The following is a 15921-nucleotide window of genomic DNA, read 5'->3' on the forward strand; positions in this document are numbered from 1 at the left end:
CGTCAGTTACCAAGTTTTCCCAATGCCCATCCCCAAGTGGGTGATTCAGTCGGGCCCCAGCTCTTCCCCCATTGCCCCCCGGGAGCTGGGGCCCATTTTGTTGCGCCTTCCGGCGCCGGTTTCGGAGCTTCGACAACATTCAGTCATGAAGCAACAAGGAGGGATCCGCATGCCGATCCAAGTCGTGATGGACAGTACCGGCGACAGCCGTCACTTTTTCGACGCCAACGATGCACGAGAAGTAGCCAAGGCGGAGCAGCGATTCCGCGAGCTGAGGAACGTCGGCTTCACCGCCGCGGTCCGGACCGGTTCAAATCAGGTGTCGCAGATCCGATCGTTCGACCCCACTGCGGAAGAAACTCTCTTCTTCCCCAGGCTGGTCGGCGGCTGAATCGCTGAGCCGTGTGGCTGTTCAGGCCGTCCCGGCCGGGTGAACGCTCACGGATGAGGGCTGCAAAGGCGCTGTTCATTAGACACGGCGCCGAGAGCACTCCCGAAGGACGCGCGCTGCTGCTGCTGCGGCATTGCCTCTCGCCCCTCCAGCGGCGGCAATTCACGCAAACAGGCTATTTCGATGTGGTCGGCGGCGATACGGGCAACCGCTATAGGATCTATGCGGGAGCGGCTGCGAATGTCTGCGAGATCGGCGAAAACGGTCGCCCAAAGATCGGCTTGTGCTTCCTGCCCGTTGGCGATCTTCCGATTGGCGACGTCATGCTGGCCCAGAAGATCGCGCTCGAAACGTGCGAGGCCAGCGCGCTCGCAGTAGCCCGAAAGTTCACTCCCAGCGGTTTCTTGTTCAGCCGGTCCCGCCCGCTTCGCTAGCCGCGGTGTTGCGTCAGTCAAGTTTGGGCGTCGGTGACGTCTCCCATTGGCCCATCTGCGACCTCGAAGGCCTTCAGGTCTGCGGCCGATGTTGGCGGTAAACCGGACATCTGGCGGGCGGCCGCTTAATGAGTACACGCCCTGGCAGGGCGGAAGCGCATGCTTCGTCTCCATCGCGGCGGATAATCCAGCGGGCATCCGAGCTGCTGGTGATCGCCGGCCGGTCGCGCGCATCAATGGGCGTGCGTCTCTCAGGGACGAATGTGGATAATCGTATTCCCCTTGCGTCGCTTGGTCGGATTTAACGCGGCGACGGCATCATCGAGGGTCGAGACGTTGCCGATGTTCGTCCGCAGTCGTCCGTCCCGCACCCGCCGTACGATCTCACTCAGTTGGGCTCGATCGGACTCGACGACGAAGTCGACCGCCAGGCCATCGGAGGGCCGCGTCTCGGCCGGCCCCACGATCGTCACCAATGTTCCTCCGGCTCGGATCAGTGCTGCGGATCGCTTCTGGATGTCACCGCCGATGACATCGAAGACCAGATCGACTTTGCCCACGTCCTTCAGGGTATCGTTGTCGAGGTCGACGAACTCCTTCGCGCCGAAGTCGAGCACCGTCTGACGGTCGGCGGCGCGTCCAGAGCCGATGACGTAGGCGCCGGCCTCTCGTGCGAGTTGCGTCACCATCGATCCGACTGCGCCGGCCGCGCCGTGTGCGAGGACGCTTTGCCCCGCCTGAAGGCGGCCGTGTTGGAACAGCCCTTGCCACGCCGTCAGGCCCGAGATCGGCAGACTCGCACCTACCGTAAAGTCGACGTCGCCCGGCAGCGGTGCAAGGTTGCGTGCCTCGATCGCCACATACTCGGCCAGCGTGCCGTCGCGATACCAGTCCGCGAGGCCGAACACCCGCTGTCCGACTGATAGTCCCGTTGTGCCATATCCGAGGGCGGAGACCACTCCGGCCAGCTCGTGCCCAGGGATCGACGGTGTTCGGTCACGTTCGAGGCGATCGGTCCAGGTCGAGGGCCACGCCAGCTCAGTCGGTACAAATCCCGACGCATGAACCTGAACGACGACGTCGTTTATCGCTGCCTGCGGCTCGGGCCGGTCCATGAGCTTCATCCCGGCCCTTCCTGCGGCCTGGTCCGTTACAACGATCGCCTTCATGGGAATTATCTCCTCGGTCATTTGTCTCTTGGGCGAATAATGCAAAGAGCGTGGACGCACCGGCATCCACAGAATGTCAGGCTGTGTGGAACTCGTGTCTTCGTGTCCGCAATCTCCGCTCTCCGCATTGACCGGGGCTCCCACTCATCCTGATGGATAGGGATCGCTCCGGTCGCCGGTCGTCAGCGAATAGATGCGTTGCGCCCGGCTATAAAACAGGACCAAGAATGCCGATTTTGGCTGTACCAAGCGCGAGGGCCGCCTCCCGATACAACCCGATTGTGCCAAACGGCTCCACTGGCTGCCGAGATTTGCTCGGTGATCGAGAGCGCCTTGAGACGGCGAACAGGAATCGAGGTTGCGGACGGTTCAGTCTTTCGCGCGCAGCCCCGCTTCGATGCGCTGGATCAGTTGCTCCCGCAGCGCAGGCACCACGTTTCCGAGGACGACGAAGGTGCGGACGATAGGCAAATACGGCTCCATTGCCGCCGTCAACTCCGCCAGAGACATGCCGGCCAGCCGCGCATATTCGGATTGCGCCGCCGCATTGGTCGCGCGCGGCCGCTCCGGATTGTCGGCTATTTTCGGGCCGAGCTCGGACAGGATGACATGCAAGAACCCAAGATCGAGGGCGGCGGGCCCGCGCATCGCGAAGGTCCAGTCGACGAGCTTGGGGCCTTCCGCAGTCATGATCACGTTGCCGGGGCTAAGGTCGCAATGGCAAAGCCCGCCGCCGGTCGACAGGCGATCGATCAGGGTGAGGATGTCAGTGGCGACGTGCTTCGGGACCTTGCCGTCGTCGTGCCGCAACTCGCTCTCCATATACGCGCGCATGGAGGGGAGCTCCGGCGGTGGCGACGTCTTGTGAAGAGACATGGCCAGAGCCGCGATGATCGCGCCCGCCTGTTCGAACGTCACCGCGCCGGTGCGCGAGAGATGCCGCAGGGTCGGTCCGTCGAGGCGCTCCAGCACGATGCCGAAGCGCCCGTCCAGCGTCACCTCTCCCAACACCGCCGGCACGGGGACGCCGGCGGCGTGCACGGCGCGGATCATGCGTACCTCGTGTCGGCCGAGCAGATGAGAGACGCCGGCCTTAAACAGCTTCACGACCTGACCGGGCGCCCAGGCGTAGGCCTCGGAGAAGGCGCCTTCACCGATCTTTTCCCCCAGCGATCCCTGCATGTCCGTTCTCCGCCGCGCAGATGAAACACCGGCGGCGAGAAAAAAGGAACCCTTCCCGTCGCGGGGGCAGCCGGACATTATCATCGCGTTTCAACCTGCAGAGACCTTCGATCGCAGTCGCAGCCTCGGGGCCGTGATCGGCCACTTGTGACGTATAGCGGTCAGACGAAGTCGGGGATAAAACAGCGTTCAGGAAACTGGATCCAAAACCCATGGCTTTTTGGACAGCGGGCGCGGTTGGGTTGTTGATCGCCTATCTCCTTGGCTCGGTCCCCACGGGCCATCTGGCGGGGAAGCTGCTCAGGGGCATCGACATCCGAAGGCATGGCTCCAAGTCCACCGGGGCAACGAATGTCTTGCGCACTCTCGGCAAGGGGGCTGCCTTGTTCGTGCTCGTCGGCGATGTGCTGAAGGGCGTGGGTGCCATCATCGTCGCGCGTTCGTTCTGCCCTTGGCTGTACGCGGAAATATCCCCGCCGCCGACAGCGTCTGATCTGCATGTCTGGGTGCCATGGGCTGTTTGTCTGGCTGGACTTGCTGTGCTGTTGGGACATAGCCGATCGATCTGGCTGAACTTCACGGGCGGCAAGTCGGCTGCCGCGGGGCTCGGTGTGTTGCTGGCGATGTCTTGGCCCGTCGGATTGGGGGCTGCAGCCGTCTTTGGCCTCGTGCTGGCTATGACCAGGATCGTTTCCTTGAGCTCGATGCTCGCGGCTTTGACGTCAATCGTTCTTGTCTGCGCGGTCGAGCACCCATTGCCGTATCGGTTGCTGGTGATCGGAGGCGGCCTCTACGTGATCATCCGCCATCGTGCCAACATCCAAAGGCTTTTGGCGGGAACGGAGCCGCGTCTGGTTCGAAATGGCCAGGGTACGAAAGCGGAAGTGCAGGTTTAGCAGACGACTTATTTGCCGCGCTTATTGAGGTGCAGCAACGCTCAGTTGTCGAACGGCGCTGAGCGATATCAATTCACAATAGCGAACCCAACGGAGGGAACATGGCCTTCAGATCAGCGAGCTTTGTCCTCAACGCTGGAACATGGGAGGCCAAGGTAGGAGACCGTCCGTTTCACGGTTATTACTCATCCATACTGACCAGCGAAAATGGACAACTGAGGATTATCGAAGAAACGGTTGCAGTCGCAGCGCCCTGATCGTCTCGGTGATCAGCCGAAGCGGGAGCGCATAGCGGAGGCGACAGTTCCAGAAGCACGCTTCCTCGCGCTCTCGTGCCCCGGCGCAGCGCGGCGCTTCTTTAGCGGTGCGTTGCAGAGCCGGGGCCCAGTCGCTGGTTGTATTGTGTGGCTTTCTGGGTCCCGGTTCTGCGCAGCAACGCTTGCGCGTTGCAGCGCGCCCGGGACACGCGAGCGCCCAAGACGGGCCAGAAAAAGCCCATTCAAGCTCCGTGACGTCCGCGAACTTACGACAGGAGAGCTAAGTTCAACTGCGCCAGAAAGCCGGCGGACGGGATGGACTAACGCGTGCGTCCTGACCGCTTGAGATCGGCGACCTTAAACCTGTTGCCGGCGGCCAGACTGCTGCACAACCAGTGAGCCTTGTTTCGGTTGTCGCCCAGGAACGTCCTGGTTTCGACGCAGTCCAGGTAGGATTTGTGGGTGATGGTGTCTCGGCAGGTCGGCGAGAAAGGTCCGTAGTCTATGTTGCCGCCCGACACGCTGCATCCAACCCAGGGATCTTTGCCGCTTGGGAAGCTTGATGCACAGCCACCGTTGCAGCTGCTGGCGACTTTCTCCAGGCTGGCAATCCTCCCCATCACAGAACCCGGCGCATACGAAGGCGTTCGCGCGACTGACGTTTGAGCTGTTGAGGCAGTCCGACGCGGCGCAATTGTGTTTGCTCCTCGCTCCGACACGTGCGGCCTTGCCACCTGTTTCGGCGCGTCGACCGTGACGGGAGGAATCGTGGCGGCGGAGCCGGTTGGGATTTGCGACGCTGCCGGCGCGCACAGCAAGACGGTCGACAAGACAGCGATGGTTGAAGGCACGACAAGGCTTGATGCGAATCTCATGACCATGTCCTTCCAAATCCGGACGGAAATTTCCGCCCGGCAAGTGCACGGTAACATACATTCGGGAGCGAGCAACCGAAGGTTGAAAAAAATCTGGCCATGACTCGCTGTGCCCAGCTCGCAGCGTAGCGTCACGTCCACGGGGCGCTGCTGCGTATCCGGACACGAGAGAGGGGCCAAAATAAAACGGGACCCGAAAGGGCCCCGCAAAAGTCTTCTACGTTCCGCGATCTTACTTGATCTTGGCTTCGCGGAATTCGACGTGCTTGCGCGCCACGGGGTCGTACTTCTTCTTGACCAGCTTGTCGGTCATGGTGCGCGAATTCTTCTTGGCGACGTAGTAGAAGCCAGTGTCGGCCGAGGACACGAGCTTGACCTTGATGGTGACCGCTTTGGCCATGTTCAGAACCTCAGGAATGAAGGGAATCTGGAGCCGGCCAAATGGCCCGCGTTGGCCGGCAACCTAGCCAGAAACCGCCTGATGTCAAGATTTTAGGGCTCGAAAAGCACCCAGATCAGGCCGATTACGCCTCGAAGAACCGGTTTTTGGGCCGAGGCAGGCCCAGATTCTCTCTCAAAGTGGGCCCTTCGTACTCTTTCCGGAAAATCCCGCGGCGCTGCAGCTCCGGGACCACCTTGTCGACGAAATCGTCGAGGCCGGCAGGCAGGAACGGGAACATGATGTTGAAGCCGTCGGAGCCGCACCCGACCAGCCATTCCTCCATCTGGTCGGCGATGGTTTTGGCCGTGCCGACGAAGGATAGCCCGCCATAGCCGCCGACGCGTTGGGCGAGCTGGCGCACCGTGAGCTTGTCGCGGGCCGCGAGGTCGACCATGCGCTGGCGACCGCTCCTGCTGGCATTGGTCTCCGGGATTTCCGGCAATTGCCCATCCGGATCGAAGCCGGAGGCATCCGTGCCGAGGATGACCGAGAGCGAGGCGATGGCGCTGTCGTAATGCACGCGGCTGTCGAGCAGCGCGCGTTTCTCCTTGGCCTCGTCGACGCTGTCGCCGACCACGACGAAGGCGCCGGGCAGGATCTTGAGGTGTTCAGGATCGCGGCCGACCTTCTCCATGCGGCCCTTGATATCGGCATAGAGTTTCTGGCTGTCGGCAAGGCTGCCGCCGCCGGTGAAGACGGCTTCCGCGGTCTCGGCGGCGAGCTGCCTGCCGTCCTCGGAGGCGCCGGCCTGCACGATCACCGGCCAGCCCTGGACCGGGCGGGCGATGTTGAGGGGACCGCGCACCTTCAGATATTTGCCGTGATGGTCGAGCACATGCATCTTGGCGGGATCGACGAACACGCCGCTTTCGACGTCGCGCACGAAGGCGTCGTCGGCAAAGGAATCCCACAGGCCCGTGACGACGTCGTAGAACTCGCGGGCGCGCTTGTAGCGCTCGGCGTGCTCCATGTGGTCGTCGAGGCCGAAATTCAGCGCCGCATCCGGGTTCGAGGTGGTGACGATGTTCCAGCCCGCCCGCCCGCCGCTGAGATGGTCGAGCGAGGCGAAGCGCCGTGCGACGTGATAGGGCTCGTCGAACGTGGTCGAGCCCGTCGCGATCAGGCCGATCCGCTCGGTGACGGCCGAGAGCGCCGACAACAGCGTGAAGGGTTCGAACGAGGTGACCGTGTGGCTGCGCTTGAGCGCATTGACCGGCATGTTCAGCACGGCGAGGTGATCGGCCATGAAGAAGGCGTCGAACTTGCCGGCCTCGAGCTTCTGGATCAGCGTCTTGATGTGGCCGAAGTTGAAATTGGCGTCCGGCCAAGCCCCGGGATAGCGCCAGGCACCGGTGTGGATGCTGATCGGGCGCATGAACGCGCCAAGCTTGAGTTGCCGTTGTGCCATCGCCCGGTGTCCGTTCTTGGTGTCGTTCCCGAAGACATAGGCACGCCGCGGAACTCCGCCATCGGGGGAGGTAGGAAGATTATTTTGTTTTTCGCGACGCCCTGAGCACATTCGCGTCATTCCGGGCCGCGCCCGGAATGACGGAGGAGTCCCATCGAACCGATCCACGGCTCACTCCGACCAAGCCATGACTTTCGCTCCCGAGGAGACCTTCGATGGCAGGTGCAATGACCGTGGACGGGCGCATCGTCCGCATCGACCGGCCCATGCCCTGGGTCGGGCGGCTGCTGTCATTGCCGCTGCTGGCGGCGAGCTTCTATCTGCTGTGGAATGTCGCGCTCGGCCTGCGGCAGGATTTCTCCGGTTTTGGGCGGCTCGCCGATGATCTCATGCCGGTGGTGGTGTTCACGGGACTCGGGCTGCTCGTGGGCATCCCCGGAATCATCCTGCTCACCTTTCGCACCTTCGTCGTGCTGAACGAGACGCTGCGCCAGATCGTCATCACCAGGCAGTTCGGCCCGCTGAATTTTCGCAAGCATCGCGATCTCGCCGATTATCATTTCATCAGCATTACCGACGACGACGATCCGGAGCTGACGACATATGATGTCAATCTCTGCGGCAACAAAGGGACCGAGCCGATCACGCTGATGAGCTTCACCAAGCGCGAGGAAGCCAGTCGCTTCGCCAGCGAGCTCGGGCGAGTGCTGAACCTTCCCGCGCGCGACTATGTCGGCACCGAGCCCGACGCGGACAATGCGGACGTCACGAACTGATCAGCTCAAAATATCCTTCTGCATCTTGCCGCCGTAGAAATGGAAGAACGGCACCGGCGCATCGTGGCGGAGCGGGCCGGTGGCAAGGCGCGCGTCGAGCTCGTTGAGCACATTGCGCGTCATCGGATGCAGATCGGCGAGCGGCTTCGAGCCGAGCTCGACCCAGACCAGCTCGACAAGCTCGGCATCGGCGTGGATCACGCCGTCGACGCGATGGGTGATCGCGGAGGCGTCCGCCGTGAAGAAGCGCGTGTCGAACCGCTTGACGCGGCCGGGCGGGGTGATTGCGCGCGCGATCAGGAACAGGCTGGAGGGATCCGGCAACAGGCCCGCATCCGCGAACGGCTTCCAGGCGCCTTCGAGTTTTGTCTTTACCTCGGCCTTGCGTCCGAGGCAGAGACCCGTTTCCTCGCAGGCCTCGCGGATCGCGGCGATCGCCAGCGATTTTGCGCGGGAGGCCGGCGTCTTCGGGCTGCCCTTGGCGAGATTGGCTTCCAGTTCGGCGGTGATCGGCGCCGCGCATGGTACGCGATAATCGTCCTTGTCGACGCGGCCGCCCGGGAAAACGAATTTTCCGGGCATGAACACCACCTTGTCGTGGCGCTTGCCGACCAGGACTTTTGGAATGGCTCCGCTGCGGTCGACCAGGATCAGTGTCGCGGCATCCCTAGGGCGGAAATAGGGATGATGATCGGCTTCCTTGCCCTCGTGGATCTTTGCCTTGTCGGCTGCCTGCGACGTATCCGTCATGTCCTCACCCAAACCACTACTTGTTTATTTTGCTTACACCGGCGGAATACCATCCGTCGGGTTCTCGTCAAACCCGTGCATGCGCAGAGCCCATTGCAATCCGACCACGGCTCCCTTCACCGGCTGCAGCAGTGCCAGCGAGGCGACGAAGGTGAAGGGCAGATAGGCCGCGAAGCTGATCCAGACCGGCGTCGTATAGTTGGTCTCGATCCACAGAATAGTCGGCACCACGATGTGCCCGACAATGACGATGACGAGATAGGCTGGCAAATCGTCGGCCCGATGCGGCGTGACATCGAGGCCGCAGACGGAGCAGTTATCCGCGGTCTTCAGGAAGGCGCGGAACAGCTTTCCCTCGCCGCAGCGCGGGCAGCGGCCGCGAAAGCCGCGCCTCATCGCAGCAAAGACGTCGCGCTTCTCGACGAGGCCGGTGTCGCGGGTCCAGATCTTCGGCGCCGTGCTCGTCGTCACCATGCCTTGCCCTTCTGGCCCTTGCCCTTGCTTTTTCCCTTGGCCGTTTTCCCCTTGCCGGGCTTCTTCGGCTTGTCCGGCTTGCGCTTCTTGTCAGGACTGCGCCCGGGGTGCGCCTTGAACGAGCGGCGGCGTTGCGGACCGGAGGACCTGCGGCCCCGCGGTGCGGTCTCGCCGGACGAGGACAGCAGCTCGAAGCGCAACGCGCCTGCGATCGGAGCCGCCTCGATCAGGCGGACGTCGACAACATCACCGAGCTGATGCATGGTGCCGCTGCGGGTGCCGACCAGGGCGTGGCGGCCCTCGTCATAGTTGAAATATTCCGTGCCGAGGGATCGGATCGGGATCAGGCCGTCGGCGCCGGTCTCGGCGAGCTTGACGAACAGGCCGGCGCGCGTGACGCCGGAGACGCGGCCCTGGAAGCTCGAACCGATGCGGTCGGCGAGGTGATGGGCGATCAGGCGGTCGACGGTCTCGCGCTCCGCTTTCATCGCGCGCCGCTCGGTCACTGAGATATGAGCTGCGACCTCGCTCAACGTTTCCGGCGTCTCGGTGTCGGGCAGCGCGCCTTCGCCGAGGCCGAGCGCGCGAACCAGCGCACGGTGCACGACAAGGTCGGCGTAGCGGCGGATCGGCGAGGTGAAATGCGCATAGCGGCGCAAATTCAGGCCGAAATGACCGTAATTCTCCGAAGAGTATTCGGCCTGTGCCTGGGCGCGCAGCACGACCTCGCTGACCAGCGGAAAGTGGTCGTGGCCTTCGAGCTGCGCCAGCACGCGGTTGAACAGAGCGGGGCGCAGCGCGCCGCCTTTCGCGAACGGAACGTCCAGCGTCGCCAGGAATTCCGCGAGCGCGTGGACCTTTTCCAGGGTCGGCTCGTCATGCACCCGGTAGATCAGCGGCAGCGACTTCTTCTCGAGCATCTCGGCTGCCGCGACATTGGCGAGGATCATGAACTCCTCGATCAGCTTGTGCGCGTCGAGCCTGTCGGGCACGACGACGCGGTCGACCGTGCCGTCGGGCTTGAGCAGGATCTTGCGCTCGGGCAGATCGAGATTGAGCGGATCGCGCTCGTCGCGCGCGCGCTTGACGCAGGCATAGGCGGCATAAAGCGGCCTCAGGATTGGATCGAGCAGGGGGCCGGTGGTGTCGTCCGGCCTTCCGTCGATCGCGGCCTGCGCCTGCGCATAGTTCAGCTTGGCTGCGGAGCGCATCAGGATGCGGTGGAAGCTGTGCGACCGTTTCCGCCCGTCCGGCGCGATGATCATCCGCACCGCGAGCGCGCCGCGCGGCTCGCCCGGCACCAGCGAGCAGAGATCGTTGGAGATGCGCTCGGGCAGCATCGGCACGACGCGGTCGGGGAAATAGACCGAGTTGCCGCGATCGAGCGCATCGCGGTCGAGCGCGGTGCCCGGTCGCACGTAGAAGCTCACATCGGCGATGGCGACATCGACGATGAAGCCGCCCTTGTTGTTGAGATCAGGATCCGGCTGCGCGTGTACCGCGTCGTCGTGATCCTTGGCATCCGGCGGATCGATGGTGACCAGCGGCACATCGCGCCAGTCCTCGCGCCCCTTCAGATTGGCCGGCTCCGCCGCTTCGGCTTCGCGCTCTGCCGCGGGACGGAATTGCAGCGGGATGTCGTGCGCGTAGATCGCGATCAGGCTGATCGCCTTCTCCGACTTGACCGAGCCGAGCTTCTCCTTGACGCGGCCTGACGCCAGCCCAAAGCCGCGCGAGCGGATGATGTCGACGCTGACGAGATCGCCGTCCTGCGCGCCGTGCGTCTCAGTCGGGGCGATGTTCAGCTCGCGGTCGGCGGACTTCTTGTCGACCGGGATGATCCGTCCGCCGCCTTCGGGCAGGCTGCGGAAGACGCCGAGGATGCGGCTCTTGGTCTTGTCGAAAACCTTGATGATGTGGCCGCGATAGGCCGGGCCTTCGGTCTCGTCGGATCGCTCGACCCGCAGCAGCGCGCGATCGCCAACGCCGGCCGCGGTGCCGGGCTTCGGCCGGCGCGGCATCGTGATGAGGATCTTTGGCGGCTCGCCGCTTTCGACCTCGTCCCATTCAGTGGGGGAGGCGACCAGCTCGCCGTCGGCGTCGCGGCCGGTAATGTCGGCGACCAGCGTCGGCGGGAGGCTGTCCGGCTCTGAAATCGTATGGCGCTTTTTCTTGACGAGCCCGTCGTCGGCGAGCTCGCGCAGCATGCGCTTGAGCTCGATGCGGTCGGCGTTCTTCAGGCCGAACTCGCGTGCAATTTCGCGGGTTCCGACCTTTCCGGGATTTGCCTTGATGAAGGCGACGATGGCTGCCCTGTCGGGAAAGCCACGGTCATTCTTGCGTTTCACTTAGCCTCTATTTGGTGCCGGCACTTTTCTTGGCCGGAGCTTTGGCGCCAGCTGCCTTGGTCGGTGACGTTTTGGCCGTCGACGACACGGCTGCGCGCGCCTTGCTGGTGGATTCGGATTTGGGTTTGGCCGCCTTCTTCGCGGCCGGCTTTTTGGTTTTTGGTGCGGCGTCATCGCCGTCGGCGGCCTTCGCCGCAGCCTTCTTGGCCTTGGCCGGCTTCGCCGCTTTCTTCGGCTTCTTGCCGCCGCCCTTGGCCGCACGCTCGTCGATCAGCGCGATTGCCTGCGGCAGCGTGATGGCGTCTTTCTCGATGTCGCTCGGGATCGTGGCATTGACGCCACCCGCGGTGACATAGGCGCCGTAGCGGCCGCCCTTTACCGTGACGGTGCCGAGGGTGGGATGATCGCCGATCGCCCTGCCGGGATCAGCGCCGAAGCGGCGGCTCGGGCCCTTGGCGATCTTCTCCGCGATCAGCGTCACCGCGCGGTTGATGCCGATGTCGAACACCTCATCGCCGGCCTCGAGGCTGGCATAAGTCTTCTCGTGCTTCACGAACGGCCCGAAGCGGCCGAGACCCGCGGTGATCGGCTCACCGGTTTCCGGATGCTTGCCGATCTCGCGCGGCAGCGACAGCAGCTTGAGCGCAAGCTCGAGCTCGACATCTCCAGGGGACATCCCCTTCGGAATGCCTGCGCGCTTCGGCTTCTCGCCCTCCGCATAATCCTTCTGCTCGCCGAGCTGGATGTAGGGGCCGAACCGCCCGGCCTTGACCCAGACATCGCGGCCCGTATCCGGGTCCTGGCCGAGCGAACGATCGGCCGTTGCCTCGCCGTCGGCGGCGAGCTGACGGGTGTAGCGACATTCCGGATAGTTCGAACAGCCGACGAAGGCGCCGAACTTGCCGGCCTTGAGATTGAGCCGCCCGTTGCGGCAGCTGGGGCATTGCCTGATGTCGCCGCCATCGGTGCGGGGCGGGTAGATGTGCTGTCCCAGCATGTCGTCGAGCACGTCGAGCACCTGCGCGACGCGCAAATCCTTGATCTCGTCGACCGCGCCGATGAAGCCGGTCCAGAAATCCTTCAGCACCTGCTGCCAGGAGATCTCGTTGTTGGAGATGCGGTCGAGCTGCTCTTCCAGATTGGCGGTGAAGTCGTATTCAACGTAGCGGGCAAAGAAGCTTTCGAGGAACGCGACTACGACGCGGCCCTTGTCCTCGCCGTGCAGGCGCTTCTTCTCGAGCTTGACGTAGCCGCGGTCCTTCAGCACCTGGAGGATCGAGGCATAGGTCGAGGGCCGGCCGATGCCGAGCTCTTCCATGCGCTTGACCAGCGAGGCCTCGGAGAAGCGCGGCGGCGGCTCGGTGAAGTGCTGGGTGACGGCGAGCGACTGCCGCTTCAGCGCATCGTTGGGGCTCATCGCGGGCAGGCGGCGGGAGTCCTCGTCCTCCTCGTCGTCGCGGCCTTCCTGGTAAAGTGCGAGGAAGCCGTCGAACTTGACGACCTGGCCGGTGGCGCGCAGGTCCAGCGTGCGGCCGCCGACCTTCGCCGTGATGTCGACCGTGGTGCGTTCCAGCTCGGCCGATTCCATCTGGCTCGCGATGGTGCGCTTCCAGATCAGTTCATAGAGTCTCGCCTGGTCGGACTCGAGCTTGCGGCTCATGCTGTCGGGACGGCGCGACATGTCGGTCGGCCGGATCGCTTCGTGGGCTTCCTGGGCGTTCTTGGCCTTGGCCTGGTACTGACGCGGCGCGTCCGGCACATAGGCGTTGCCGTAATCCTCGCCGATCACCTTGCGGGCCTGGGTGATCGCGGACGGGTCGATCTGCACGCCGTCGGTACGCATATAAGTAATGAGTCCGGTGGTCTCGCCGCCGATGTCGATGCCTTCATAGAGCCGCTGCGCGATGCGCATGGTGTGCGCCGGCGCAAAGCCGTATTTGCGGCTGGCTTCCTGCTGCAGCGTCGAGGTGGTGAAGGGGGCCTGCGGATTGCGGCGGGCCGGCTTGGCATCGACCGCGGTCACCGCGTAGGCGGCTGCTTCCAGCGCCTTCTTGAAGTCTTCGGCTTCCGCGCCGGTGCCGATGTCGAGGCGCTGGATCTTCTTGCCGTCGGCGCCGACGAGACGGGCCTCGAAGGCGTCGCCGCGCGGCGTCAGCAGGGTCGCGATCAGCGACCAGTATTCGCGCGCAACGAACTTTTCGATCTCGAGCTCGCGGTCGCAGACCAGACGCAGCGCCACCGACTGCACGCGGCCCGCCGAGCGGGCGCCCGGCAGCTTGCGCCACAGCACGGGGGAGAGGGTGAAGCCGACCAGATAGTCCAGCGCGCGGCGCGCCATATAGGCGTCGACCAGCGCACCGTCGATCTGGCGCGGATTCTTCATCGCGTCCGTCACCGCCTGCTTGGTGATGGCGTTGAACACCACGCGCTCGATCTTGTGGTCCTTGATCGCGCGCTTCTCTTTCAGGACCTCCAGCACGTGCCAGGAGATGGCCTCGCCCTCGCGATCAGGGTCGGTGGCGAGAATCAGGCGATCGGCGTTCTTGAGGGACTTGGCAATGTCGTTGAGCCGGCCGGCCGCCTTGGGGTCGACCTCCCAGATCATCTTGAAATTGGCGTCGGGATCGACGGAGCCGTTCTTTGCCGGCAAGTCGCGGACATGGCCAAACGAGGCCAGAACCTCGTAGGACGAGCCCAAATACTTGTTGATCGTCTTGGCTTTCGCCGGCGACTCCACAATGACGATATTCATGTAGTTCCAGTAACTTATGGGGAAATTTGGGGCCGAATTCGATGAGATTCGGGTCGGCCCTTTCGTCCCGAACATGGGTGGTGAGGCCGTCGCTGTCAAATCGAGGGCTGTTGAGAGCCCTCCCGATGGGAAAAGTTTCATATCGAGAAAGTTGCAAAATACCACCTTTGAGTTGCGGTCGATGTCGGCGTAATGTTGCCGCGGGGCATGGATTCGGGTGGGGGCTGGTGACTAAGCCAGGAAAGAAACGGGCGGGCGCCGCATCGCGCGCGGGGGGAGGCTTGCGTCACGAGGAACCGGGGGAGGGCGGCGTCGAGGAGGCGGTCGCCTTCATCGCCGAGCAGGTCGGGGCCCTGCGCAAGCTTGCCGAACGGCACAGGCTCGACGTGCTGCATTATCTCCTGGGAATGACCAAGCTCGAGGCGGACGAGCATCTGCGGCTGAGGAGCAAGCGCAGGCTGTCGTGAAGGGGGCGATGTACTGCTCCAACGACGGTGCGGTTAGCCGTTGCGGCTTGCCATTTTGGCCAATCGCAGGCCGAGATATGCGGCCGTGCCGAGGTCGCTCTCCGGCAACGAGCCGTCAATCAAGTGTGTTGCCAGACCAAGCTGGCTGCCCAAACGATTGCGGCCGCTCGGATCCTCGCCACCGGGAATATCCAGTCCGCACCAGAGCATGCCGTGCTGCGCGGCCAGAATGGAAAAGTAGGACAGTGTGTGGAGTTGATCGCCGCTTGCGCAGGCGCCCGTGGTGAACCCGGCTGCGATCTTGTTGGCCCAGCGCTGCTGGCTCCATCGATCACTTGAAGCATCGGCAAACGCTTTGAATTGAGCGGCTGGCCCGCCCATATAGGTCGGGCTGCCAAACGCAACTGCGTCGGCGCCATCGATCGTCTCCAGTAAGCTCTCATTCTGAAAGCGGCCTGACACGATGTCGCCGCCGGTGATGCGACACAGCGTGACCTGCGCTTTGCCATCTGCTCCGCGCGCAACCGCATGCGCCAGCTTCTCGGTGGTGCCCGAGATGGAAAAATAGGTGATGGCGAGCAGGGGCATGGTGGTGCCAGTTTGGTGGGACCTCGCCATCTTTGACGCTGTCGATGGCTTGTACAAGTCCGCCACGCCATATTGCGAGTTGGGACGCTCGGGTACATGCCGACCCGCCTTCGATGAAAGTGGGTCAACCTGCGGAGCAATCGCGGGCTGTCGTAGCCGCGAAGACCGAGCGGAATCGGTCGCCAGGACGACGTTGAAGAGACAGCGCACCGCTATCCCGCTGACCGTCGCCGCGGCGCAGGCCGCGGCTTCAGCGAGGTGTCCGCGAGGCTGAGCAATCGCCCGTCCTCCGCGCGCAGTTCGAGCTTCTTCACCGGTCGGCCTTTCTCGCGATCGACCAGGATGGTCGCGATCTCCGACGGGCGATCGTCGAAATCCTCGCCCCATTGGCGCAGCGCTACCAACACCGGGAAGACGCCGCGGCCTTTCGGCGTCAGCACATATTCCTCGTAAGGGCTGCCGTCGGAGGCGGGGGCCGTGGTCAGGATGCCGTGATCGACCAGCGCGCGCAGCCGCGTCGACAAGATGTTCTTGGCCATGCCGAGCTTGCTCTGAAACTCACCGAAGCGGCGCAGCCCAAACAGCGCCTCGCGGATGATCAGCAGGGACCACCGGTCGCCGATCGCCTCCAGCGATCGCGCGATCGGGCAGGCGTCCCCCTCGAAGCTCGTCCGTTTCACCATGATCTGGTCCTTTCGCGATCGCACGGTCC

At 63.7% G+C, this 15921-nt stretch carries 15 protein-coding genes; 5 read left to right on the top strand and 10 right to left on the bottom strand.

What is annotated here, in order from left to right; genetic code table 11:
• The first annotated feature begins 169 nt into the window (after positions 1-169).
• Complete coding sequence (locus tag IVA93_RS16405; RefSeq protein ID WP_026232889.1) at positions 170-391, top strand: hypothetical protein; 222 nt, start codon at positions 170-172, stop codon at positions 389-391.
• Positions 392-444: 53 nt separating this feature from the next.
• Entirely contained in the window at positions 445-825 is a 381-nt protein-coding gene (locus tag IVA93_RS16410; RefSeq protein ID WP_018455151.1) for a hypothetical protein, read from the top strand.
• Between the two features lie 251 nt (positions 826-1076).
• Here IVA93_RS16410 and IVA93_RS16415 read toward each other — a convergent pair whose 3' ends face one another.
• Together IVA93_RS16415 and IVA93_RS16420 are read right to left on the bottom strand one after the other, a co-directional pair.
• The gene (locus IVA93_RS16415; protein ID WP_085395626.1) at positions 1077-1994 is read right to left on the bottom strand and encodes an NADP-dependent oxidoreductase; all 918 of its coding nucleotides are present in this window, start codon (positions 1992-1994) and stop codon (positions 1077-1079) included.
• Between the two features lie 369 nt (positions 1995-2363).
• Positions 2364-3176 (bottom strand): aminoglycoside phosphotransferase family protein, encoded by an 813-nt coding sequence (locus tag IVA93_RS16420; protein ID WP_247296504.1) that lies wholly within the window; start codon positions 3174-3176, stop codon positions 2364-2366.
• 212 nt (positions 3177-3388) lie between these two features.
• On the opposite strand from IVA93_RS16420, the gene plsY reads away from it, so the two are divergent.
• Positions 3389-4072, top strand: coding sequence for a glycerol-3-phosphate 1-O-acyltransferase PlsY (plsY, locus tag IVA93_RS16425; protein ID WP_085395627.1), 684 nt, complete (start codon positions 3389-3391; stop codon positions 4070-4072).
• 1364 nt (positions 4073-5436) lie between these two features.
• Here plsY and rpmG read toward each other — a convergent pair.
• Together rpmG and IVA93_RS16435 are read right to left on the bottom strand one after the other, a co-directional pair.
• Positions 5437-5604, bottom strand: a complete 168-nt coding sequence (gene rpmG / locus IVA93_RS16430; protein WP_007603295.1) for a 50S ribosomal protein L33 — start codon at positions 5602-5604, stop codon at positions 5437-5439.
• A 124-nt stretch (positions 5605-5728) separates the two neighbouring features.
• The gene (locus tag IVA93_RS16435) at positions 5729-7054 is read right to left on the bottom strand and encodes an LLM class flavin-dependent oxidoreductase (protein ID WP_247789872.1); all 1326 of its coding nucleotides are present in this window, start codon (positions 7052-7054) and stop codon (positions 5729-5731) included.
• Between the two features lie 215 nt (positions 7055-7269).
• On the opposite strand from IVA93_RS16435, the gene IVA93_RS16440 reads away from it, so the two are divergent.
• The gene (locus tag IVA93_RS16440; protein WP_247338479.1) at positions 7270-7830 is read left to right on the top strand and encodes a hypothetical protein; all 561 of its coding nucleotides are present in this window, start codon (positions 7270-7272) and stop codon (positions 7828-7830) included.
• On the opposite strand, the gene IVA93_RS16445 is transcribed toward IVA93_RS16440, so the two are convergent.
• From IVA93_RS16445 to topA, 4 genes are read right to left on the bottom strand one after another with little or no spacing between them, the layout of a single operon-like run.
• Positions 7831-8580: an NUDIX hydrolase gene (locus IVA93_RS16445; protein WP_085351448.1), complete on the bottom strand. Its 750-nt coding sequence runs from the start codon at positions 8578-8580 to the stop codon at positions 7831-7833.
• A 33-nt stretch (positions 8581-8613) separates the two neighbouring features.
• Positions 8614-9054, bottom strand: coding sequence for a DUF983 domain-containing protein (locus IVA93_RS16450; protein WP_018458336.1), 441 nt, complete (start codon positions 9052-9054; stop codon positions 8614-8616).
• The gene (gene rnr, locus IVA93_RS16455) at positions 9048-11402 is read right to left on the bottom strand and encodes a ribonuclease R (RefSeq protein ID WP_247296514.1); all 2355 of its coding nucleotides are present in this window, start codon (positions 11400-11402) and stop codon (positions 9048-9050) included. Before rnr ends, IVA93_RS16450 begins: the two co-directional genes overlap by 7 nt.
• A 7-nt stretch (positions 11403-11409) precedes the next feature.
• Complete coding sequence (topA, locus tag IVA93_RS16460) at positions 11410-14154, bottom strand: type I DNA topoisomerase (RefSeq protein ID WP_247393830.1); 2745 nt, start codon at positions 14152-14154, stop codon at positions 11410-11412.
• Between the two features lie 281 nt (positions 14155-14435).
• Here topA and IVA93_RS16465 point away from each other — a divergent pair, with 281 nt between their 5' ends.
• Positions 14436-14621, top strand: a complete 186-nt coding sequence (locus IVA93_RS16465) for a hypothetical protein (protein ID WP_018458332.1) — start codon at positions 14436-14438, stop codon at positions 14619-14621.
• Positions 14622-14654: 33 nt separating this feature from the next.
• Here IVA93_RS16465 and IVA93_RS16470 read toward each other — a convergent pair whose 3' ends face one another.
• Both IVA93_RS16470 and IVA93_RS16475 read right to left on the bottom strand, forming a co-directional pair.
• Entirely contained in the window at positions 14655-15239 is a 585-nt protein-coding gene (locus IVA93_RS16470) for a flavodoxin family protein (protein ID WP_245329522.1), read from the bottom strand.
• 182 nt (positions 15240-15421) lie between these two features.
• Entirely contained in the window at positions 15422-15892 is a 471-nt protein-coding gene (locus IVA93_RS16475) for a winged helix-turn-helix transcriptional regulator (protein ID WP_204511390.1), read from the bottom strand.
• Positions 15893-15921 lie beyond the last annotated feature (29 nt).

The organism is Bradyrhizobium sp. 155 (assembly GCF_023101105.1).
GTDB classification, from domain to species: Bacteria; Pseudomonadota; Alphaproteobacteria; order Rhizobiales; family Xanthobacteraceae; genus Bradyrhizobium; species Bradyrhizobium canariense_D.

Excerpts from the sequence above, each read along its gene's own strand:
- IVA93_RS16405 (WP_026232889.1), top strand. The coding sequence starts at position 170 with ATGCCGATCCAAGTCGTGATGGACAGTACCGGCGACAGCCGTCACTTT.
- IVA93_RS16410 (WP_018455151.1), top strand. The coding sequence starts at position 445 with ATGAGGGCTGCAAAGGCGCTGTTCATTAGACACGGCGCCGAGAGCACT.
- IVA93_RS16415 (WP_085395626.1), bottom strand. The coding sequence starts at position 1,994 with ATGAAGGCGATCGTTGTAACGGACCAGGCCGCAGGAAGGGCCGGGATG.
- IVA93_RS16420 (WP_247296504.1), bottom strand. The coding sequence starts at position 3,176 with ATGCAGGGATCGCTGGGGGAAAAGATCGGTGAAGGCGCCTTCTCCGAG.
- plsY (WP_085395627.1), top strand. The coding sequence starts at position 3,389 with ATGGCTTTTTGGACAGCGGGCGCGGTTGGGTTGTTGATCGCCTATCTC.
- rpmG (WP_007603295.1), bottom strand. The coding sequence starts at position 5,604 with ATGGCCAAAGCGGTCACCATCAAGGTCAAGCTCGTGTCCTCGGCCGAC.
- IVA93_RS16435 (WP_247789872.1), bottom strand. The coding sequence starts at position 7,054 with ATGGCACAACGGCAACTCAAGCTTGGCGCGTTCATGCGCCCGATCAGC.
- IVA93_RS16440 (WP_247338479.1), top strand. The coding sequence starts at position 7,270 with ATGGCAGGTGCAATGACCGTGGACGGGCGCATCGTCCGCATCGACCGG.
- IVA93_RS16445 (WP_085351448.1), bottom strand. The coding sequence starts at position 8,580 with ATGACGGATACGTCGCAGGCAGCCGACAAGGCAAAGATCCACGAGGGC.
- IVA93_RS16450 (WP_018458336.1), bottom strand. The coding sequence starts at position 9,054 with ATGGTGACGACGAGCACGGCGCCGAAGATCTGGACCCGCGACACCGGC.
- topA (WP_247393830.1), bottom strand. The coding sequence starts at position 14,154 with ATGAATATCGTCATTGTGGAGTCGCCGGCGAAAGCCAAGACGATCAAC.
- IVA93_RS16470 (WP_245329522.1), bottom strand. The coding sequence starts at position 15,239 with ATGGCGAGGTCCCACCAAACTGGCACCACCATGCCCCTGCTCGCCATC.
- IVA93_RS16475 (WP_204511390.1), bottom strand. The coding sequence starts at position 15,892 with ATGGTGAAACGGACGAGCTTCGAGGGGGACGCCTGCCCGATCGCGCGA.